Source organism: Bacteroidia bacterium (assembly GCA_039924845.1).
GTDB lineage: Bacteria > Bacteroidota > Bacteroidia > DATLTG01 > DATLTG01 > DATLTG01.
Genome location: JBDTAC010000030.1, coordinates 1 through 20,776 on the forward strand (window position 1 = coordinate 1; position 20,776 = coordinate 20,776).

At 35.8% G+C, this 20,776-nt stretch carries 19 protein-coding genes; 7 read left to right on the forward strand and 12 right to left on the reverse strand.

Annotation, left to right across the window (positions count from 1 at the left end; translation table 11 throughout):
• Window positions 1-469 precede the first annotated feature (469 nt).
• The 7 genes from ABIZ51_03460 to ABIZ51_03490 all read left to right on the forward strand — a co-directional run bounded on the left by ABIZ51_03460 (window position 470) and on the right by ABIZ51_03490 (window position 5,550).
• Window positions 470-730: a DUF3781 domain-containing protein gene (locus ABIZ51_03460; protein ID MEO7087832.1), complete on the forward strand. Its 261-nt coding sequence runs from the start codon at window positions 470-472 to the stop codon at window positions 728-730.
• An 18-nt stretch (window positions 731-748) separates the two neighbouring features.
• Entirely contained in the window at window positions 749-1,645 is an 897-nt protein-coding gene (locus ABIZ51_03465) for a J domain-containing protein (GenBank protein ID MEO7087833.1), read from the forward strand.
• Window positions 1,642-1,938: a chaperone modulator CbpM gene (locus tag ABIZ51_03470; GenBank protein ID MEO7087834.1), complete on the forward strand. Its 297-nt coding sequence runs from the start codon at window positions 1,642-1,644 to the stop codon at window positions 1,936-1,938. The genes ABIZ51_03465 and ABIZ51_03470 overlap by 4 nt, the downstream gene beginning before the upstream one ends.
• Before the next feature lie 188 nt (window positions 1,939-2,126).
• Entirely contained in the window at window positions 2,127-2,756 is a 630-nt protein-coding gene (locus ABIZ51_03475) for a hypothetical protein (protein MEO7087835.1), read from the forward strand.
• A 131-nt stretch (window positions 2,757-2,887) separates the two neighbouring features.
• Window positions 2,888-3,577 (forward strand): VIT family protein, encoded by a 690-nt coding sequence (locus ABIZ51_03480; GenBank protein MEO7087836.1) that lies wholly within the window; start codon window positions 2,888-2,890, stop codon window positions 3,575-3,577.
• Window positions 3,578-3,650: 73 nt separating this feature from the next.
• On the forward strand, window positions 3,651-4,919 hold the full coding sequence (locus ABIZ51_03485) for a divalent metal cation transporter (GenBank protein ID MEO7087837.1): 1,269 nt from the start codon (window positions 3,651-3,653) through the stop codon (window positions 4,917-4,919).
• A 220-nt stretch (window positions 4,920-5,139) separates the two neighbouring features.
• Entirely contained in the window at window positions 5,140-5,550 is a 411-nt protein-coding gene (locus ABIZ51_03490) for a hypothetical protein (protein ID MEO7087838.1), read from the forward strand.
• Between the two features lie 26 nt (window positions 5,551-5,576).
• Here the strand turns inward: ABIZ51_03490 and ABIZ51_03495 are convergent, their stop codons facing one another.
• The 12 genes from ABIZ51_03495 to ABIZ51_03550 form a co-directional block, all read right to left on the reverse strand.
• Entirely contained in the window at window positions 5,577-6,329 is a 753-nt protein-coding gene (locus ABIZ51_03495; protein MEO7087839.1) for a UDP-2,3-diacylglucosamine diphosphatase, read from the reverse strand.
• A 1-nt stretch (window position 6,330) separates the two neighbouring features.
• On the reverse strand, window positions 6,331-9,330 hold the full coding sequence (locus tag ABIZ51_03500; GenBank protein ID MEO7087840.1) for a M1 family metallopeptidase: 3,000 nt from the start codon (window positions 9,328-9,330) through the stop codon (window positions 6,331-6,333).
• A gap of 24 nt (window positions 9,331-9,354) precedes the next feature.
• Window positions 9,355-10,485, reverse strand: a complete 1,131-nt coding sequence (locus ABIZ51_03505; protein MEO7087841.1) for a TlpA disulfide reductase family protein — start codon at window positions 10,483-10,485, stop codon at window positions 9,355-9,357.
• A gap of 43 nt (window positions 10,486-10,528) precedes the next feature.
• The gene (gene gatB, locus ABIZ51_03510; protein MEO7087842.1) at window positions 10,529-11,977 is read right to left on the reverse strand and encodes an Asp-tRNA(Asn)/Glu-tRNA(Gln) amidotransferase subunit GatB; all 1,449 of its coding nucleotides are present in this window, start codon (window positions 11,975-11,977) and stop codon (window positions 10,529-10,531) included.
• Between the two features lie 441 nt (window positions 11,978-12,418).
• Window positions 12,419-13,171 (reverse strand): tetratricopeptide repeat protein, encoded by a 753-nt coding sequence (locus ABIZ51_03515; protein ID MEO7087843.1) that lies wholly within the window; start codon window positions 13,169-13,171, stop codon window positions 12,419-12,421.
• Window position 13,172: 1 nt separating this feature from the next.
• A complete protein-coding gene (locus ABIZ51_03520) occupies window positions 13,173-14,978 on the reverse strand; it encodes a BatD family protein (GenBank protein MEO7087844.1) in 1,806 nt (601 codons plus the stop codon).
• Complete coding sequence (locus ABIZ51_03525) at window positions 14,979-15,740, reverse strand: tetratricopeptide repeat protein (protein MEO7087845.1); 762 nt, start codon at window positions 15,738-15,740, stop codon at window positions 14,979-14,981. It lies immediately after the preceding gene.
• A gap of 4 nt (window positions 15,741-15,744) precedes the next feature.
• Window positions 15,745-16,800, reverse strand: a complete 1,056-nt coding sequence (locus tag ABIZ51_03530) for a VWA domain-containing protein (GenBank protein MEO7087846.1) — start codon at window positions 16,798-16,800, stop codon at window positions 15,745-15,747.
• Between the two features lie 9 nt (window positions 16,801-16,809).
• The gene (locus ABIZ51_03535) at window positions 16,810-17,820 is read right to left on the reverse strand and encodes a VWA domain-containing protein (protein MEO7087847.1); all 1,011 of its coding nucleotides are present in this window, start codon (window positions 17,818-17,820) and stop codon (window positions 16,810-16,812) included.
• Window positions 17,820-18,842 carry a hypothetical protein gene (locus ABIZ51_03540; protein ID MEO7087848.1) on the reverse strand — a complete coding sequence of 341 codons (1,023 nt, stop codon included), beginning with the start codon at window positions 18,840-18,842 and terminating at the stop codon, window positions 17,820-17,822. Before ABIZ51_03540 ends, ABIZ51_03535 begins: the two co-directional genes overlap by 1 nt.
• A gap of 1 nt (window position 18,843) precedes the next feature.
• Window positions 18,844-19,713: a DUF58 domain-containing protein gene (locus ABIZ51_03545; GenBank protein ID MEO7087849.1), complete on the reverse strand. Its 870-nt coding sequence runs from the start codon at window positions 19,711-19,713 to the stop codon at window positions 18,844-18,846.
• 53 nt (window positions 19,714-19,766) lie between these two features.
• Entirely contained in the window at window positions 19,767-20,753 is a 987-nt protein-coding gene (locus tag ABIZ51_03550; protein MEO7087850.1) for an AAA family ATPase, read from the reverse strand.
• Window positions 20,754-20,776 lie beyond the last annotated feature (23 nt).

The following is a 20,776-nucleotide window of genomic DNA, read 5'->3' on the forward strand; positions in this document are numbered from 1 at the left end:
CTTCTTCTTTACTTTTGTCTTACAAACAAAAGAAAGAAGCAAAGAAAAATTCAAGGCTTGGATTTCTCATTTCATTTTAGCTTCCTGAAAGCTATTCATCGGGTGACTTCCTCGCCTACGCTCGGAAATCCTGAATTCATCACGCTTTCATTTTGCTAAAATTTTATTCGAAATCCGATGCCGTTTTTTGAACTTATACGCTCCTGAATAAAACTTATTAAATCATATTGTTGCAAGGAAAATATAGCTTATTTTTGGAACATAAACTGCGGCAATCTGAGCGCAATTATTCATTATTATAAATTGACAAAAACGATAGAGATTACTGACGAACAGAAAGAAAAGATTTTACTTCTTAACTAGGTAATAAGCCTTTGGCAAAAAAGCAGTTTCAGTGCTTAAAAGAAGATTTTTTAGCTTCACTGAGAATCGAGAACTTAAAAGTATAATTAAGAATGACAAAGCAAGAATGAATAATTATAAAACCGAAATCTTAAATAAAATTTGCTTTACAGACCTCGTTTATGGGAGGATTAATAAGAAACTGGGCATAAAACTTTCAAAAGACAAAATTGAAATAATGATTTTTGAAATTATTAAGGGAACAGATGAGTCCGAATTTCAAAAAACAGGTAAAAACATTTATATTACAAACAACGACAGAAATATAAGACTGACAATTAATTCCTATACTTATAGAATAATTACAGCAGATAAATTAAACAATTAGAAAAATAAAAATTAACAAATGGATTTCAAAGATTATTATAAAATTTTAGGTGTTTCGAATACAGCAAGCGAAGCGGAGATTAAAACTGCTTATCGGAAACTTGCCCGGAAACACCATCCTGATTTGAATCCGGAAAACAAAGATGCGGAGGCTAAATTCAAAGAAATAAATGAGGCAAACGAAGTTTTGAGTGATCCTGAAAACCGGAAGAAATACGATAAGTTTGGAAAAGATTGGAAACACGGAGAAGAATATGAAAATGCGAAGCGTCAACAACAGCAAAACTATTCTTCACATCAATCAGGTCAGCAAGACTTTGCAAGCGAAGACTATTCAGATTTTTTCGAATCCATGTTTGGCGGAGGAAGAGCCTCACACAGCCAAGGACGCAGTCAGAAATTTCGAGGTCAGGATTACAACGCTGAATTGCAGCTCGATTTAAAAGACGTTTACACCACTCAACCGCAAATACTAACCGTCAACAATCAAAAAATTAGGCTCACTATACCCGCAGGAGTTGAAAACGGGCAAGTGATAAAAATTAAAGGAAAAGGTGGATTGGGAACCAATGGTGGTCCGGATGGTGATTTATTCATCAAATTCAATATCAACAATCATACGCAGTTCAAGCGCGAAGGGAGTGATTTATATCAGAATGTTGATCTGGATTTATACACCTCCATTTTGGGCGGAGAAATAACGGTTGATTCTTTTACTGGTAAGATCAAACTCCAGATAAAGCCAGAAACGAAAAATGAATCAAAAGGAAAATTGAAAGGAAAAGGTTTTCCAGTTTATAAAAAAGAGGGAGAATTTGGCGATATGATTATCACCTATCATATTAAGATTCCAACTAATCTGAGCGAAAAAGAAATAGAGCTATTCAAAGAATTACAAAAAATTAGTACAAAATGAAGACAAACGATTTAATTTCGACAGAAATACTCTGCTCGCATTACGACATTGAAATTTCATTTGTAAATGCATTAAACGAAATGGGACTCATCAAAATCGAAATTGTTGAGCAAAATCAATTTATACATCAAGACCAAATTAGTGATCTTGAAAAAATAATTAGACTTCACAACGAACTAAGCGTGAATTTGGAGGGTATTGATATTGTTTTTAATTTATTGGAGAAGGAACAACAATTACGGCATGAATTAACTATCCTTAAAAATAAACTTCGTCTTTATGAAGAGGACTAAGTAACGCTTTCCTATCCGTATAAGATAAACGGAGCATCAGATAAATTTTGCTTTAGGCGAGTTGGCTTGCAAGCCGAATAATATATCTTAGCCGCGTATTTTGTGCTTGAAAATCTCAAACGCAAAGCCAGAAATCGTCACACACAACTATAATGATACGACATTGCATAACAATCATACTGAGCTTTTTGACTTTGACTTCCGTTTACGGACAGACAAAGACAGTTTCCTGTGACTGCCCGAAAACGGAATATGCAGGAACAAAAGCTGATACGACTTTTTACCTTTCCAACGGCAAAGCAATTGCTTTATGTGGGTATAAAAATACTGACAGCAAGCCGACAACTTTTTCCGAATTTATTCTTTCAGTTTGCGGACAAGACACAATCATTGACTTTTGGGATGCAGAGTTATCTTGCCGACTGAAAATAAATAAAGATACATTGCTCGTAGACGAACTTCAGAACCTGCCGATCGGTAAGAATTTTAAATTTCAAGAAATAGTTTGGACCACAGAAAAAATATATTTCAACGGACAAAAAGTTATTCGGAAACTTTTAGTTAATAGACAAATCGGTCAATACGACGAGACAAAAATTCATTCTGTTTTAAAAGCATACGAAACAGCAAAGCCTGGACTTGACGATAGTAAAATGGTAATTGCAAACAAACTATTTATTGCAACAATTTCAGGCAACCCAAAAGCAAGACAATATTTTAAGGAGTTTAAAAATAAATTTGGGATACTTGACGGAGCATTTGCCGAAGAATACAGTGATTTAACTGCAATGTTAGAACTATGGGACAAGAAAGAATAGCTGTTGTAACACAATTTTGCTTTAGGCGAGCTGGCTTGCAAGCCGAATAATATATCTTAGCCGCGCATTTTGTGCTTGGAAATCTCAAACTCAAAATCGGAAACCCTTAGCCACAATCAAAACACTTAAAAATGGAACTTGTAAAACATTATACAAACAGAAGCGGATGGCTGAGAGCAGCAGTTTTAGGTGCGAATGACGGTATTCTTTCTACCACAAGTATAGCAATAGGCGTAGCTGCAGCAAGTTCTACTCGGTATCCAATTGTTTTGGCTTCATTAGCGGGTTTAGTGGCAGGTGCTTTTTCTATGGCTGCCGGCGAATACGTTTCAGTAAGTTCTCAATATGACATCGAAGTTGCCGATTTAAAAAGAGAAAAAAAGGAACTTGAGACGATGCCTGAAATTGAATTAAAAGAATTATCTAAAATCTATGAGCGCAGAGGATTGGATACGGATTTAGCAATGCAGGTGGCGGTGCAATTAACAAATCGTAACGCGTTGGAAGCCCATGCCAAAGACGAATTAGGCATCAACGAATTTACCAAGCCAAAACCTTTACAAGCAGCCTTGGCTTCCTGGGCATCATTTGTAACGGGAGGCATTTTGCCATTATTGGTTTCCATTTTTTCGCCAATAAAACAAATGATAATTTACCAATATGTATTTGCAATTGTATTCCTCGCATTATCGGGGGCTATTGCAGCGAAGGCTGGTGGCTCAACTATTTCAAAGGCGATGATTCGAATTTGTTTTTGGGGTACCATTGCAATGGGAATAACTGCGCTTGTAGGCTATCTATTTGGGGTAAAGGCAATTTAAATAGTGCTGTTCCTATTATAACCTGAGTATATTTACAAACGATTGTAAAATAATTTTTTTAGTAAAAAACAAAATGGCAAAAGCTGCAAAATTTCCTGCAAGAATTAAAAAGTTTTTTGGCATTTTAGGACCAGGACTTGTAACCGGAGCAAGCGACGATGACCCATCGGGCATTGCCACTTATTCACAAGCAGGTGCACAGTTTGGGCTTTCAACACTGTGGTTAGCATTGCTTACCTTTCCATTAATGGCAGCAGTACAAGGTATGTGTGCAAGAATTGGCTTGGTAACATCTCAAGGTTTAACAGTTACTTTAAAAAACCATTATTCGAAGCCATTGCTTTATACCATGTTGCTTTTTAGTTTCCCCGCCATTACATTGAACATTGGTGCAGACATAGAAGGCATGGGTGCGGTAGCGAATATGATTTTTCCTTCCATACCCATTTCCGTTTTCTGTATTGGTTTCACTGCTATTCTAATGTTTATAATCATTAAATATCCGTATCAAAAAATTGCTAAGATTTTAAAATGGCTTTGCCTTTCTTTATTGCTATATGTGCTTATTCCATTTATGACAAAACAAGATTGGCTCTTGGTTGCAAAAAATACTTTTATTCCAACTATTCATTTTAATAAAGATTTTTTTTCTATCGTAGTTGCCATACTTGGAACAACAATTTCTCCGTACTTGTTTTTTTGGCAAGCCACCATGGAAGCAGAAGATATGGCGCACAGTAAAAAAAGAGTAATTGTAAATAAACGTATTCTGGGCATTATGAAAACCGATGTAAATGCTGGAATGTTTTTATCAAACGTCGTTATGTTTTTCATTATTCTTACTACAGGCACTGTTTTGTACAACGCAGGCATTCGTCAAATTAACACCGTTGACCAAGCTGCAAAAGCATTAGAGCCATTGACAGGAAAATTAACGTATTTGATTTTTGCTATTGGTGTTTTAGGAACAGGACTTTTAGCAATACCGGTATTAGCAGGTTCACAATCTTATATGCTTGCAGAAACGTTTGGTTGGGAAGCAGGACTTGACAGAAAATTCCCGCAAGCAAAGGCATTTTATATTTCAATTATTGTTTCGTTGCTTGTAGGTTTATCACTCGACTTTTTAGGGATAAGTCCGATAAAGGCTTTGATTTTTACAGCAATAGCCTACGGACTTACAGCACCTATTTTAATTGCTATCATTCTTCATATTGGGAACAACAAAAAGATAATGAAGACAAATACCAACTCAAGAATTTCAAATGTGCTTGGTTTTATAACTTTAGTAATAATGGCATTTGCTGCAATTGGATTAATTTACCTTTTAATTTCAACCTGATTTTATTGGAATTGATATCAAAAAAAGGCGTTCAAAAAAATATTTTTTTGAACGCCTTTTTTACAAACTTATTTTTTAATCAGCTTATTTCTGAATCAGAATTTTCGGCTTAATAGACAAAATTTAGGCGAGCCTATGTTTTTTAATCTTACAATCATTTATTTACCTTTGTTATTCTATAAGAAAACTGGCTTCGAAAAAATAATTTTTCAAACACAAAATGAACTACCCAAAACAAGCCATTCAGAAATTAGGAGAAATGATGGACGGAGATGCCGCTGCCTTTAATTGGTTGATGGATAAAGGATACAAAGCACTTGCCATGACTGGAAACGCTTTGGGGAATAGCGATAGCGCGTACGATTGGTTGGTGGAAAACAAAGAATTGACACTTGTGGCATTTGTGAGCTCCATTTGGAGCGATCGAAAAGCGCATGCGTATTTGATGCAACAAAAAGAATTTGTATTAGCTGCTACAGCCAATGCTATCAACAAAGATAAAGCTGCGATGGATTGGCTTCAAAAATATAAAATGGAAGAATATATTTTATTGGCAGAAAAAATTTTGCTGAAATTTAAACGCGAATCGGGAAGCGATGCAGCTGTTTTTTTTCAAGGTCCTTTTAGCTGATTGAAAAAAATATTTTTTCAGAAGCCTTAAACGGAAAAATATTTTAATTCCAATTTATTTCCGTCGAAAACCGCGTAGGAATTGTAATTTACCCATTCTCCCAAATTAATATATTTACTTTTTTCTCCCACAGCAATATCCATCGGAAGATGGCGATGCCCAAAAATAAAGTAATCAAAAAACTTTTTTTCGAGCAATTCTTTGCAATAAATAATAAGCCATTCATTTTTTTCTCCGTGAAATTTTTCATCTTTTTCGCCATTGGCGATACGACTTTTTTTCGACCAATAGTGCGCAAACGCGATTCCTAAATTGGGATGCAAACGCGCAAATAGCCATTGCGAAACGGGGCTTGCAAAAACTTTTTTTATGAATTTATATCCATGATCGCCTGGACCTAAGCCATCTCCATGCGCCAGGAAAAATATTTTTTCGTTGAAGTTTTTTACGATGGCTTCGCGGTGCATTTGAATATTTAATTCTTTCGGAAAATAATCAAACATCCACATATCGTGGTTTCCAGTAAAAAAATGAATGCTGATTCCGGCATCTGATAGTTCTGCAATTTTTCCAAGCAAGCGCACAAAACCTTTTGGTACAGCGTGTTTGTATTCAAACCAAAAATCGAAAATATCGCCCATTAAAAAAATTTCTTCTGCGTCGTGTTTTATTTCATCGAGCCATCGCACAATTAATTTTTCACGCTTCAAACTACTTTCGTAATCGGGAACGCCCAAATGAAAATCAGATGCAAAATATATTTTTTTATTTTCTTTCAATTTACAAGGATAAATTTTTGATAATATTTAAGGGATTCATCAAATTAAAATTAAGTGTAAAACGTACTGTTTGAAAGTATTTTAAATTGTTTGCGGTAATTTCATTTTTAATATCTTGAGAATAAAATAGCGGGAAATAAATTTCAAAAATATTTTTTGCAATCGGTAAATCAATGCCAATATCATACAAGGGAGGCGCCTTTGCAAAATAATCATCGCTTGAGGCGCCTAAATCAGCATAAATTCGTAGAGGAGAAATAGGCAATGAACTTTTTACATTCATACTTACTAGTGAGCCTGTGCTTTGTCCGAGCGCGGTAAACATTTTAAAGTCGCCGTCTGTTTCGGTCATTTGTTGGGATAAAATTCCGGTGTATTCGCTGCGTCCCAGAAAAACATTATCGTACAAATAATCTTGAGAACCTGTTTCGCCTGACAATCTAAAAGCATAAGGTCCAGCATCGGTGGCTGTTGTTCCAATAAAAGTTCCTGAAAATATTCTGAAATCAATACTTTTATTTTTTGAAAGTGTGAACGAAAAATTTGCGGTAAGTGAAAGTTTTGCCATTTTATCGCCTTGTTGAAAATTTACAATTGCACTACAAGGATTGATAACTCTGCTGTTAGTTACGTTATACGTTACATCGTTGTACATTTTGTGAAGTGTTTTTTCCACCGGAAAATAAGTCGAAGAACTTTCTCCATACAGTACGGAGCCTTCAATAATATTGATATCACGGTAACGTAGAGTTTGTTGCAAATTACTGCGCGCACGTTTTTTCTTGAATTTGAAAAGAATCTCTGGCACGATTTTATTAAAATCAGTATTGAGTGGATTCGACGCATCATCAAAACGAGCTCCGTTTATACCCAACGTTATTTGCTGAAACACATCATTGTCGGGCGTGATGTTGTAATGAATTTGCGCATAGCCTGCCAAATCTTTATTTCCGAAAGCATACATCGGAGTAAAAATATATTCCAATTTTTTTTGTGGAAGTATCGAATTGTAAAAGGCAGCTCCCAACATAAATTTGTTGTAATTATTCCAACCGATAATAGGTGTAAAAAAAAGTTGCGTTTTATCTGGATCGTCTATACTTCCCAGAAATTGAAGTTTAAAAGGTTCGGTTCTTTTTAAAATTCCAGAAGTTCTTAGCGTGTTGTTATTACGATTTATTTCAGGAATATCTTCGAAATAATCTATTTTAAAATGATCATATTCTCCAGTAGGAAAGCCCAATGTTTTCTTTCCGGAAAAGCCATCGTACCAAACGATTGCTCTAATTTTACCATTTTTTATTCCAGCAACAGAAACAGGTCCAATGATTTGTCCAGTATTTTTTAGAACGATGTCATATCCTTTCGCTGAATCTAATTTTTTAGAAGAAATAATTTCGTAATCAATCTTTTTTGTGGTTTCCAATAAATCATCAAAAAACCAACTCAAATCTTTTCCTGTAACATCGTCAAAAATTTTCTGGATGTCGTATGGTTGTGGGTGTTTAAATTTCCAAGTGTCGAAATAAGTTTGCATAATGCTGTCCATCATTGGCTTTCCGAGATATGCCATCAAATAATTAAATGCCAAAGCTGTTTTGCAATACACATCTCCTGCGTAATTAATATCGGTGTAATCGCCAGCCGGCAAGTCAATTGCTTGATCTTCATTTTTGGCAGCGTTGATGAGATAGGTTAAATAATATTCTTCGCGGTGTCTGTATTTCGATAAATCGAAATCGTGCGCCAGTTTTGTAGAAGAAAAATTTCCGAGCAATTTCGCATCCGGATGAACGGTTTCCAAATAACGGTTTTCGTAATACGAATTGATTCCTTCGTCCATCCATGCGTGTTTCCGCTCGTTCGAGCCAAGCATTCCGTAAAACCAATTGTGTCCGAGTTCATGCGCAATCACAGTTTCTAATTCAAAATCATTCGATGCAGCGCCAATAACGGTAATGGTAGGATATTCCATTCCACCACCAGCGCTAATAGTTCCATCCACCGCGGTTACTACATCATAGGCGTAATCACCGTTCCAGAGCGAATAATAATAAATTGCATCGTGCATATACTGCAAACTTTTTTTCCATAAATCCGCATTGGCATTGGTAAACATCACGTAAGTAGAAACTTTTTTTCCAGAATGCGGAAGTGTCGCTTCGCCTTTTAAAACATGATATCTTTTATCCGCAAACCAAGCAAAATCATGTATTTTACTGAGATGATAATGCAATGTTTTTGTTTCTTTATCAGATGGCGGAAATGACATATCGGTCGGTAAGCTGGTCATAGCCGCTGTTTTTTGAGCGTTTTCAGCCAGCCATTCTTGTTCCTGTTCGCCATCAATTAAATCGCCAGTTGCGCCTACAACATAATTTTTCGGAAGCGTAATAAAGACATCGAAACTTCCGTATTCCGAATAAAATTCGCCTTGGTTTAAATACGGAATTTGATTCCAGCCATTTCGATCGTACACTGCAGGCTTTGGATACCATTGAGAAATTTGATACGATTGTCCGATGTGCCCCATTCTTGAAATTTTTCCGTTCGGAATTTTTACGTGAAAAGGTGTGGTGAGAATTAATTTTTCGCCGCCCTTTAATGGTTCGTTTAAAATTATTTTTACAATACTTGGATCGCCTGCATATTCCCATTTCACTGGTTGCCCGTCTACTTTAAAATCCAAACTATCAATATACCCTTTATCATCTGCAGACGAATAATAAAAAGTAGTATTGCCGCTTTCCAACATTTGTTTCGCCATAGCGGTCGAATCATTTTTATAACCGTTGGGCCACAAGTGCATGTAAATAAAATCGAGTGTTTGCGAAGAATTGTTAAGATATCCTATTGTTTCGTAAGCCGAAAGCTCGTTGCTTACATCATTCAATTTTACATGAATGTTATAATCTACTTGTTGTTGAAAATAATCTTGCGCATTCAGTTCAGAACAAAAAAGTAAAAAAATCGTCGGCAAAAAAATAATTTTTCGAAGCATCAAAATATTCTTTTTAGAAAAATATTATTTTAATAGTTCGGCTAATTTATTTTGCAAATCATCGCCTCTCAAGCCTTTCGCAATAATTTTTCCGTCTTTGTCAATTAAATAAGTTTGCGGAATACTTGTTAAACCGTACAGTTTCACAACCGACGAATTCCAATATGCTAAATCACTTACTTGCGTCCAAGTCAAATCAAATTTTTGGATGGCATCCGTCCAATCTTTTTTGTCTTTATCCAAGGAAACGCTGAACACCGTAAATCCTTTGTCTTTGTATTTTTTATAGGCTGCTACTACGTTTGGAAGTTCCTCTTTGCAAGGTCCACACCACGAAGCCCAAAAATCAATCAACACGATTTTCCCTCTCAAGGAAGAAAGTGAAACAGGTTCTCCGAGCGGATCATTTAATTTAATATCGGGAGCTTCAGAGCCAACAGCAAGGCGCGCCATATCGTTCATCTTATTGTGAAAAAATTTGATGTACGGAGAATCAGGATATTTTGTTGTAAGTGCCTTGTCTAATTTCTGATAATACGATAAAAATTGATCCGAATTTAATTGCTGAATGGCTGCCAAACAAGCGAAAGAAGAAGTATTCGCATCAATAAAATTGGTCAGATATCTATTTTGTTGAATGACAATTGAATCAAAAGGTTGTTCCAATGCGTTGCTCAATGAATCCAAAGATTTTTTGTCTTTGTGAAGGTTTGCATACACTTGATACAGCTTGGTAATTGAATCGCGTTTGGTGTAATTTTTTTTCAAAAACACATTCAAATCAATAAATAATTTGGAATCTGGAGAACCAGTTACGGAAAAAGTATTTCCTAAATCCTGCGCGTTTCCTGTCAAATTTACTTTTGAGTTAGAATCTAATATTACAGTCGCAAAATTACGATCGTTTATTTTCACATTGTAAAATCCAATATTAATGCCGCTCGTGTAAAAATGAAATTCGCCACTTTTATCAATTATAGTGGTATCAACTGTTTTAACGCCTTCCGGAGAAAGCTGTTCTAAAAATATTTTTTCGCCTTGCGAGCCAATTAATTTTCCGTCGAGCTCAAATGCACTGTGATTTGCAGTTGATGCTTTTTGTTTGCATCCTGCTATTGCTAAAGCTGATAAGAGAATTACAATTGTTTTTTTCATGATAAAATTATTTTTTTGAGATTGATTTTTTTCGTTTGAAAAATTAATTTTCCGAGAGCATTTTTTTTACTAATTCGTTGGCAATTTTCGGATCTGCTTTTCCTTTTGATAATTTCATTACTTCGCCCATAAATAGACCCACTAAACTTTCTTTTCCGTTTTTGTATTCGATTACTTTTTCAGGATATTTTGAAATCGCTTGTTTCACATATTCATTTAAAGTTCCTGAATCGCTTTGTTGAATCAGATTTTTTTCCTCTGCAATTTGCAAAGGTGATTTCCCGCTTTCCGTAAGCATTTCCGGAAAAATACTTTGCGAAGCTACCGTATTACTTACTTTTCCTTCGTCAATCAATTGAATTAATTGCGCCATTTTTTCAGCAGTAATGCTGAATTTTTCAATGCCGATGGCATTCTCGTTCAAATACGATTTGATAGAGCCCATCAGCCAATTTGCGGCAGCTTTGTAATTTTCTGTATGCGAAATAAGTTTCTCAAAATAAAGCGCCAATAATTTATTTTCCGTTAAAACACCAGCATCGTAAGCGGAAAGACCAATTTCCGAAATGTATTTTTTATACAATTCATCGGGTAGGGGAGGCAATGTTTTTTTTACGGTTGCAATGTATTCTTGCGTAATCAAAACTGGTTGTAAATCTGGTTCCGGAAAATAACGGTAATCATTTGCCGTTTCTTTACTTCGCATCACAAATGTAGAACCTGTACTCGCATCAAAACTGCGTGTATCTTGTGCAATTTCTTCTCCGTTTTCAACAGCTGCAATTTGGCGTTTTACTTCAAATTCAATGGCGCGTTGTACGTTACGAATCGAGTTCATATTTTTAACTTCCGTACGCTTTCCGAAAGTTTCAGAACCTCTCAGACGTACAGAAACATTGGCATCGCAGCGCATGCTTCCTTCTTCCATATTTCCATCACAAATATCTAAATAGCGCACTAATTTCCGGATTTCGCTCAAATATTTATAAGCTTCTTCGGCAGTTCGTATTTCTGGTTCGCTCACCATTTCCAAAAGTGCCACTCCAGCACGATTGTAATCTACTAACGTATCAAATGGATCTAAATCATGAATGCTTTTTCCAGCATCTTCTTCCATGTGTATGCGCGTCAGATTTATTTTTTTCTCTGAGCCATCGTCTTTTTTTATCATCACATAGCCACCAGTACAAATGGGCGTTTTATCTTGTGTAATTTGATATCCTTTCGGTAAATCCGCATAAAAATAATTTTTTCGCGCGTATTGATTTTCTTCTCGAATGTCGCAATGACAAGCCAAACCGAGTCGTACAGCAAACTCAATTACTTTTTTATTTGATTTTGGCAAAGTGCCTGGGTGTCCCAACGAAATCGGACTTACCAACGTGTTTGGCATCGCACCAAATTCTGTTGAATCGGTACAATAAGCTTTGCTTTTTGTTAAGAGTTGTATGTGAACTTCTAAGCCGATAACGGCTTCGTATTTATCTGTCATTGTGTAAGCCAAAAATTAAAGTCCGAAAGATAAACATATTTCAGCTTTTAGGAGTGAAAATTGATTTGAAAATGTGAAGATGTAACGATGTTCCAATTAAAAGTATGCTCCATCACACGGTGTACATGCTCCATCACACAGTGTACATGCTCCATCACACACTATAACTTGGGATTAAGAATAAAATACCAGAATTACATAATCAGATTGCTGAAGTAATTGAAAAAGAATACAAACTACGGGGTAATACGCGGTATAAAACATTGGGATTTAAATGAAGCTTTGTACTTCGTATCAAGTTTTGTGGTGGTAAACAGTTTTTGCTTCGAAATCGCCAAATCATGAAGCTTTAAAACGTTGGGTAGCTTAAGGTGGCAAAAAATTGACAATGAATGAAGCACGTCATTCCGCAATTAATTCAGAATCTACGCCAAGAAAAAATCAAATAATTTCGATGTCGGAATTTTTAAGCCAGCCTACATTTCCGTTTGCTAATTTTATTTCTGTCCACAAATTATTTTTTTCGATAATGGTCACTTTTGTGCCATCGTGAACAACAAATAATTGCGTTCCTTCTTCTTCTGGTGCGCTTTTTATTGTAACGGAAGGCGAAATAATAATTGCTTGGTTGTGTGTGTGCAAAATACTGTACGATTGTTGTGCCAACAGAAAGGTGAAAATGCTGCCAATAAACATCAATACGGCGAGCGAAAAGAAAATTTGTTTTTGAATTACGCTTCGGAAATAAAAAAATAATCCCAAGAAAATAAAAAACGAAAAGAAAAAAGCGATGCAGAAAATCGACCATCTTTTTTCCGAAAAAAGATTTCTGAAATCACTCCACCATTGTTTAAAAAAAACAGTTGGCACAGGTACTACTTTGTCTGTAATATGTAAGTTTGCCATGTTTAAATTAAACCGAATATCTTCATCATTGGGTGCTAATTTTTTAGCTCGCTCGTAATTTAAAATAGCGTACGCCATTTTATTTTCTTTGTAATAAGCATTTCCTAAATTGTAATAAATATCAGGCGTAGTATACCCTTGCGCTACGGCAATTTCGTAAAACTGTGCGGCTTTATCATACTTTCCTGCTTTATAATTGGTATTGGCGCTGTCTATTTGCGGATTTGCAAAAGCAAAATGAGCGAGAAAAAAGAAGGCTGCAAAAAATATTTTTTCGATTTTTTTCATGTTACATTTCGTCTTCTAATTGCGTTATTAAATGAACGGTATCGCTAAACACCGTATTTAAATCGCTGGAAACAGCAGTAGGAGCGTAGCGCACGTATTCGCAATTGTCTACCACTTGCATTAATTTTTTAATGGTTTCTTCCGTAACGTTTCTACTTTTTAATTTCTCAATAATTTTTTCTTTCGAAAGATCTGCTACTGGAATGCTGAGTTTATCGCTCATATAGCCATTTAGGGCTTTTAAAACTTCGTCGTAAAATCCTTCTTTGTTATTATTCTTGATGTGCTTTTCGGCAAGTGCTAAACGCCTTTTTGCCATTTTCGTTGCCTTCTTACTTTTTACTAAAGTAGCGTCGCTGTTGTCTTTTTCATGCTTTTTTCTGAAAAATAAAAATAGGAAAAACAAAAGAATAGGAGAAATCATTCCTGCGACAAAAGGAACTGAGCCGAAAAAATAATTTTCTGATATTTTCTCGTCCGAAAAATTATTTTTCAGGAAGCGAATATCGCTACCAATTAATTTCACATCTTCTTTTTCCACATTGTTCACAACCATTGTAGAGGGCGTGTTATCTCCTTTTGCTACGCTAAGGTCAAATTCGGGAGCGGGAATGGTGATGTATTGTTTTTTGGTCGGATCAAAATACGTGAAATTGATTTTATTAATTTTAAAATCTCCTTCATGTCTTGGTATCAAAAGGTAATCGTATGTTTTACTTCCGGAAACACCTGTGGACGTTACAGAAATATTATCATTCACTTTCGGATCGTAGCTCTCAATGTCTTGCGGAAAATTAATTTTCAAGGCATCCATTAATTTGATATTCCCGCTGCCGCTCAGTGTTAGCGTCAGGTCTATGGCATCGTTTGCTTTTACTTTATTTTTATTGATGCTGGCTTTCATGGAAAAAATACCCACCGCTCCCGAAAAATCATCTGGTTTATTTTTGTCCGGTAAAGGCATTACGTCAATTTTTATTGGATTGCTTTTTACGGTATATACTTTATCCTGATAGCCGCCTCCAAAAAACTGTTCGAAAATACTTTGCGGCTGACTGCTTTGTTGGCGTACAATGCAATCAACACTCATCGGATCAATGGTAATTGTTCCGGTACGTTGCGGAAAAATAAATGTTTTGCGAAGTTCGGCAACATTGTAGCTAACGCCATTTATGCGTTCGGTAGCGAGTTGAATTTGGCTTTTTGAAATTAAATCTTGCGACCAAAATCCATCATAAGTAGGAAAGTTTACATTCTGAAATCCTTTTAAATTAAGGCGTGTATAGATTTTTTGTGTTACTGTAATTTGTTCTCCAAGATATACTTTTGTTTTATTGACAATTGTTTTTGCGAATAAATTTTGAGACATATCTTTATCTGGAGCACTTGCTTGTTGCGGATTTCCACCTTGTTGATTGGAACTCTGGTTTTGTGCTTGTGGATTTCCTTTCACCACCGTAATGGTAATGGAATTAGAACTTATTTTAGTGCCGTTTACCACAATGGATGCAGCTCCAATGGAGAACTTTCCTTCTTTTTTTGGTGCAAGTATGTAGGATAAAGAGACGGACTGAGAAACACTTCCGTTGATAAATTGCATGCTGGAAGACTCGTTCGGACCAGAATACACATCAAAATCAGATAAAGATGGCGGTACAAAATTATCTCCGTTTGCATTTAGCGAAAAACTAATTTGAAATTGTTCTCCCACACCAACTGTCGTTTTGCTGGCAGACGCAGTAAATTTCTGAGCCCACAAAAATGAGCTCGTGCAAAAGAAAAACAATAAGAAAAATATTTTTTTCATCTACCAGTTTTTTTGAATATCCGCTTTTTCTGCGGGCGCTTTCTTCTTATTTAATTTTTCTTGTAACTTCTTTTCATCGTCATTCATCGCATCTAACAAACGTTGCGCATCCGCCTTTGAAATCTGATCTTTCTGAGGTTGATTTTGCTGATTTTTCTTATCTTGATTTTGTTTGTCTTTATTCGGATCGTTTTTGGGATTTTGCTTTTGTTGTTGCTTCTTCTGATCTTGTTTTTGATCGTCTTTTTTCTTCTGATTTTGCTTGTCCTTATTTTGTTTTTCTAGTAATTTTTCCTGTGCATACGCTAAGTTGTAGCGCGTATCATCATCCTTCGGATTATTAATCAAAGCATTTTTATAAGCCTTCACACTCTCTTCGTATTGTTTATCTTGAAGCAAAGAATTTCCCAAATTGTGATATGCTTTTGCGAGCGTTGCTTTGTCTGTTTTTTGCGAAGTAATGGATTGAAATTGCGCGGCTGCATCTTTGTATTGTTTTTGTTTGTAATACGCGTCGCCTAAGTTAAAAGCACCTGCAATATCTGCTTTTTTCTGCAAGGCTTTTTCGTAATCCTTTTGTGCATCGGCATAATGTGATTCTGCGTATTCTTTATTTCCATCGCGAATGTATTTGCTGTTTTCTTGTGCAGATGCATTGTTTCCTAAAAATAAAATACTGCAGAATAACAATAAAAAAAGCCGTCCGAAAAATAATTTTTCGAATCGATAAATAGTGAATTTATTTTCTATTATCTTTTTCATTGAATCAAGATTTTTCCGCGCCAAATAAATTTATTTTTTGCCACAATTTACTTTTTCTTTCTGTAAAAAAGACTTCTGCAATCAGCAATAAAAGTGCAGCAGCAATAAAATATTGGAAGCGATCTTCGTAATCATTATACAAACTGCTTTCAAACGTTTTTTTACCTAATTTTTTGATGGAAGTAAGGATCGTATTTAAACCAACATCCGCGTTAGAAGCTCTCACAAATGTTCCGTTTCCGGCAGCCGCAATTTCTTCCAATGCTTGTTGATCCAGTTTAGTAATAACAGTATTGCCGCTTTGATCTTTCATAAAATCTACTTGTCCGGAACCTGAAATTTGCTTTAAAGGAATCGGTGCACCTTGTTCCGTTCCCATACCAATGGTATTAATCATAATTCCTTTTTTCGCAGCATTTTGAGCAGCTACTACCGCATCGTCTTCGTGATTTTCTCCATCCGTAATTAAAATAATTGCTTTGTTGTGATCTGAATTTTGGTCGCTTTTGCCAAATGATTCGGCGGCTAAATCAATGGCTGCACCAATCGCCGTTCCCTGAACAGGAACCATGTCCGTATTGATGGTTCCCAAAAATAATTTTGCAGCCGCATAATCTGTTGTAATCGGTAATTGCACGTAGGCTTCACCAGCAAAAACAACAATTCCGATGCGGTCGCCATTCAAATTATCAATTAGTTTTTCGATGGCTTGTTTGGCCTTTTCTAAACGACTCGGATAAATATCTTGCGCATTCATACTGTTCGAAACATCTAATGCAATTATAATATCTGAACCTTGGCGTTTCATTTCTTTTAATCCCGAACCCACTTGCGGATCCACGATTCCTGCAATTAAAAAAGAAAATCCGAGTACCACAAAAATAAATTTCATACGCGCCTTATTTTTTGAAACATCGGGCGCTAATTGTTGTATCAAGGCACTTTCAGCAAAACGCTTCAACGCATTTTTTCTCCAGCGAAGCATCCATAGATAAACTAAAATAATCAGCGGAATGGCTGCAAAAGCGTATAAATAAATAGGATTTCCTAATCGAAACATTTTTTTTATTTATGGAATACGTTTGAAAAAAATATTTTTTAAAAGCAATTCTAACAACAATAATATCGCAGCCAAACCTGCAAAAGGTAGAAAACATTCTTCTTTATTAGTGAAATCTTTTTCTTCGATGCGTGATTTTTCCATCTTATCAATTTCTCCGTAAATATTTTTTAATTTTTCATTATCGGTTGCTCTAAAATATTTTCCGCCAGTCATGACAGCAATTTTACTGAGTAAATCTTCGTCAATCTGCACATCTTGATAGGCGTATTGATACTGTCCATTTGGCAACATAGCAACGGGTGTTAGTGCTTTTCCTTCTGTTCCGATTCCGATAGTATAAACACGCACTCCAAATGTTTTGGCAATTTCTGCCGCAGTAAGTGGTGCAATGGCGCCCATATTGTTTACGCCATCCGTCAATAAAATAATGACTTTACTTTTCGAATTGTCGTCTTTGATACGATTCACCGCTGTTGCCAAACCCATACCAATGGCGGTTCCGTCGTCAATCATTCCTGTTTTTACAGATGAAAATAAATTTTTAATAACCGCATGATCTGTGGTAAGCGGACAGAGCGTAAAACTTTCTCCGCTAAAAATAACCAAGCCTATTTTATCATTCGGGCGACTGTCAATAAAATTCATCGCAATGGATTTAGAAGCTTCGATTCGACTTGGTTTAAAATCTTGCGAAAGCATACTTCCAGAAATGTCCATCGCAATCACAATGTCAATTCCTTTTGTTGTAATGTTTTTATAACTCGAACTTGATTGAGGACGTGCCAATGCTACAATTAACAAGGAAATAACAAAAATTCTCAGCACAAATAAAACATGACGGAAAGGTTGTTTTAAACTTTTTTTAATACCTGAAAATCCATCAAACGAAGAAATTTGAAGTTCAGCTTCTTGCGTTTTATTTTTCCAGATATACCATGCAATCATAATCGGAAAGATTGTAAACAGCCAGAAAAATTCAGGGCTTGCAAAAGATATGTCGTTAAAAAAATCCAACATTATTGATTACTATTTGTAGTGTTATTTGTTTCGTTTTCGGATGTTGGTTCTACCTTTTGTTCTTCCAAAATAGTAGCGCGCACAAATTCAAAAGCTTGCGTCATACTTTGTTCGTTCTCATTTTCGATAGGTTGTTCTTTGGCAAATTTTACCAAATCCGCCAAGCGTAAAAGTTGTTTTAATTTCGTTTTGTCGGCAGATTGAATTTCGACATTGTTACGCAAATTGTAAATAATTTCATCTGTTGTTTGTTCTTGCGCATTCACATTAAAACGATTGTTGATGTATTCACGAATCGTATCGGAAATACTGCTGTAATAGAGTTTTAAATTACCTTGCTGCCAAATTTTTTCCTGCTTAATTTTTTCTAATTGTTCGATGGCAATAAGGTGTGGTGGAATTTTCGGTTTTGGTTTTTCGATTACAATAGGTTTCTTTTTTAAGGAACGTTTTATCAACCAAATAAGGAGAATAATAATTGCAAGTGCAACGACGCCATAAATTAGATATGGAATAATCTCTTTGATGTTGAAAGGCACGCTCATCGGCGCTTTGATGTCTTTTATCGCTTTTGTAGTATCTACAGGAACGGTTTCTACTTGTAATAATAATGCTTCTGTTTGTTGAATGTTAGAAGTATCGCCGTTGATGATAAATTTAAAAGGTGGAATGGCGTAATAACCGGAATCAAAAGAAGTAATGGTAAGTGTTTCTCTTTGTATAAACCCGTATGGATCGCTGCTATCCGGAATAATGGTATCTATTTTACTTTTACGAACAACTTGTACTTTGCCAGTAAGAGTATCGCCTACTTGCGGGAAAGTAATTTTTACTTTCCCTTTGTCTAAGCGGTAATTAACGGATAATTGAAGTTGTGTTTGCTCTCCAATTTTAATGACGTTGCTATCCAATTTCGCGGAAACGCTTACGTTTTGTGCCAATAACGCAGCAGAAAAAATAAGTGCACAACACAATGTAAACAGTGCTTTTCCTCTTTTGAAAATTATTTTTTCGAACCTCATTTTATTTATTTCTTTTCTTAAACAGATTCGTCAATGGTTTGATATATGGTTCTGAAGTATTGATATGAGCGGCATCTACGCCACTTTTGTTAAATATTTCTTTCAGATAGATTTCTTTTTTTCGCGCATTTGCGGCGTAATTGTCTCGCACATTTTTATCTGAAGTATTTATCCATGCAAGTGCGCCACTTTCTGCATCTATCATTTTTACCAACCCAACATCCGGCAATTCATTTTCGCGATGGTCGTAAATTCGTAAAGCCACTAAGTCGTGCTTTTTATTGGCAATCTTTAAAGCATCTGAAAAATGAGTTCCAATAAAATCAGAAATCACAAAAGCAATACTTCGTTTTTTAATAACATTGTTGAGATAACGCAAAGCCAATTCAATGTCAGTTCCTTTGTGTTCGGGTTTAAAATTAACGAGTTCACGGATGATGCGCAGAATATGTCCGCGACCCTTTTTGGGCGGAATGAATTTTTCAATGACATCGCTGAAAAAAATAATTCCGATTTTATCATTGTTCTGAATCGCTGAAAAGGCAAGCACAGCACATAATTCCGTAATCAATTCTTGTTTCAATTGTTTCTGTGAACCAAATTGTCCAGAAGCGCTTACATCCACAACCAACATTACAGTGAGTTCACGTTCTTCTTCAAAAATTTTCACAAACGTATGGTTGAAGCGCGCAGTTACATTCCAATCGATGGCACGAATGTCGTCGCCCGGCTGGTATTCGCGTACTTCACTAAAAGCCATTCCGCGCCCTTTAAAAGCACTGTGGTATTCTCCAGAAAAAATCTGGTTGGAAAGACCACGTGTTTTAATTTCAATCTTCCTGACTTTCTTTAATAATTCACTCGTTTCCATGAACGTTATTTTGATGCTTCGAAAAATTATTTTTTCAAACCGAAAACTATTTTTTACGGAACTTCAATTGTATTTAAAATCTCATTAATGATATTTTCAGAAGTAATATTTTCTGCTTCTGCTTCGTAGGTTAAACCAATACGGTGGCGCAATACATCCTGACAAATAGCACGTACATCTTCTGGGATTACATAACCTCTGCGTTTAATAAATGCGTAGGCTTTTGAAGCAAGTGCCAAATTAATACTTGCTCTCGGCGAGCCACCAAAATTAATGAGTCCGGCAAATTTATCCAATTTGTATTCTTTCGGATAACGCGTTGCAAAAACAATGTCCACAATGTATTTTTCAATTTTTTCATCCATGTAAACATCTCTCACCACATTTCTCGCGGATAAAATATCTTCCGGTTTCAACACACAATTTGGTGTTGGGAAACTGCCTGAAATATTTTGACGAACAATTTTTCGCTCTTCTTCTTTATTCGGATAACCAATCACCACTTTCATCATAAAACGATCTACTTGCGCTTCCGGCAATGGATACGTTCCTTCTTGTTCTACTGGATTTTGAGTAGCGAGTACCAGAAATGGTTCAGGTAATTTGAAGGTTTGATCGCCAATGGTTACTTGTCGTTCTTGCATGGCTTCGAGGAGCGCGCTTTGCACTTTTGCCGGCGCACGATTGATCTCATCCGCTAAAATGAAATTGGAAAAAAGAGGTCCTTTACGCACGGTAAATTCTTCTTTCTTCTGATTGTAAATCATCGTTCCAACCAAATCCGCAGGCAATAAGTCCGGCGTAAATTGGATACGACTAAAATCTGCTTTAATCGTAGAAGCCAATGATTTGATGGCAAGTGTTTTCGCCAATCCCGGCACACCTTCTAATAATATATGTCCGTTAGAAAGCAACCCAATTAGTAAACGTTCGACCATGTATTTTTGGCCCACAATTACCTTGTCCATTTCCATCGTGAGCAAGTCTACAAAAGCACTTTCTTTTTGTATGCGCTCGTTTAATTCTTTGATGTCAGTCATGTTAAATAAGTTTTTATTGGACA

Bases quoted from the DNA above. Each gene is read 5' to 3' on its own strand.
- ABIZ51_03460 (MEO7087832.1), top strand. From the start codon at position 470: ATGAATAATTATAAAACCGAAATCTTAAATAAAATTTGCTTTACAGAC.
- ABIZ51_03465 (MEO7087833.1), top strand. From the start codon at position 749: ATGGATTTCAAAGATTATTATAAAATTTTAGGTGTTTCGAATACAGCA.
- ABIZ51_03470 (MEO7087834.1), top strand. From the start codon at position 1,642: ATGAAGACAAACGATTTAATTTCGACAGAAATACTCTGCTCGCATTAC.
- ABIZ51_03480 (MEO7087836.1), top strand. From the start codon at position 2,888: ATGGAACTTGTAAAACATTATACAAACAGAAGCGGATGGCTGAGAGCA.
- ABIZ51_03485 (MEO7087837.1), top strand. From the start codon at position 3,651: ATGGCAAAAGCTGCAAAATTTCCTGCAAGAATTAAAAAGTTTTTTGGC.
- ABIZ51_03490 (MEO7087838.1), top strand. From the start codon at position 5,140: ATGAACTACCCAAAACAAGCCATTCAGAAATTAGGAGAAATGATGGAC.
- ABIZ51_03500 (MEO7087840.1), bottom strand. From the start codon at position 9,330: ATGCTTCGAAAAATTATTTTTTTGCCGACGATTTTTTTACTTTTTTGT.
- ABIZ51_03505 (MEO7087841.1), bottom strand. From the start codon at position 10,485: ATGAAAAAAACAATTGTAATTCTCTTATCAGCTTTAGCAATAGCAGGA.
- gatB (MEO7087842.1), bottom strand. From the start codon at position 11,977: ATGACAGATAAATACGAAGCCGTTATCGGCTTAGAAGTTCACATACAA.
- ABIZ51_03515 (MEO7087843.1), bottom strand. From the start codon at position 13,171: ATGAAAAAAATCGAAAAAATATTTTTTGCAGCCTTCTTTTTTCTCGCT.
- ABIZ51_03520 (MEO7087844.1), bottom strand. From the start codon at position 14,978: ATGAAAAAAATATTTTTCTTATTGTTTTTCTTTTGCACGAGCTCATTT.
- ABIZ51_03525 (MEO7087845.1), bottom strand. From the start codon at position 15,740: ATGAAAAAGATAATAGAAAATAAATTCACTATTTATCGATTCGAAAAA.
- ABIZ51_03530 (MEO7087846.1), bottom strand. From the start codon at position 16,800: ATGTTTCGATTAGGAAATCCTATTTATTTATACGCTTTTGCAGCCATT.
- ABIZ51_03535 (MEO7087847.1), bottom strand. From the start codon at position 17,820: ATGTTGGATTTTTTTAACGACATATCTTTTGCAAGCCCTGAATTTTTC.
- ABIZ51_03540 (MEO7087848.1), bottom strand. From the start codon at position 18,842: ATGAGGTTCGAAAAAATAATTTTCAAAAGAGGAAAAGCACTGTTTACA.
- ABIZ51_03545 (MEO7087849.1), bottom strand. From the start codon at position 19,713: ATGGAAACGAGTGAATTATTAAAGAAAGTCAGGAAGATTGAAATTAAA.
- ABIZ51_03550 (MEO7087850.1), bottom strand. From the start codon at position 20,753: ATGACTGACATCAAAGAATTAAACGAGCGCATACAAAAAGAAAGTGCT.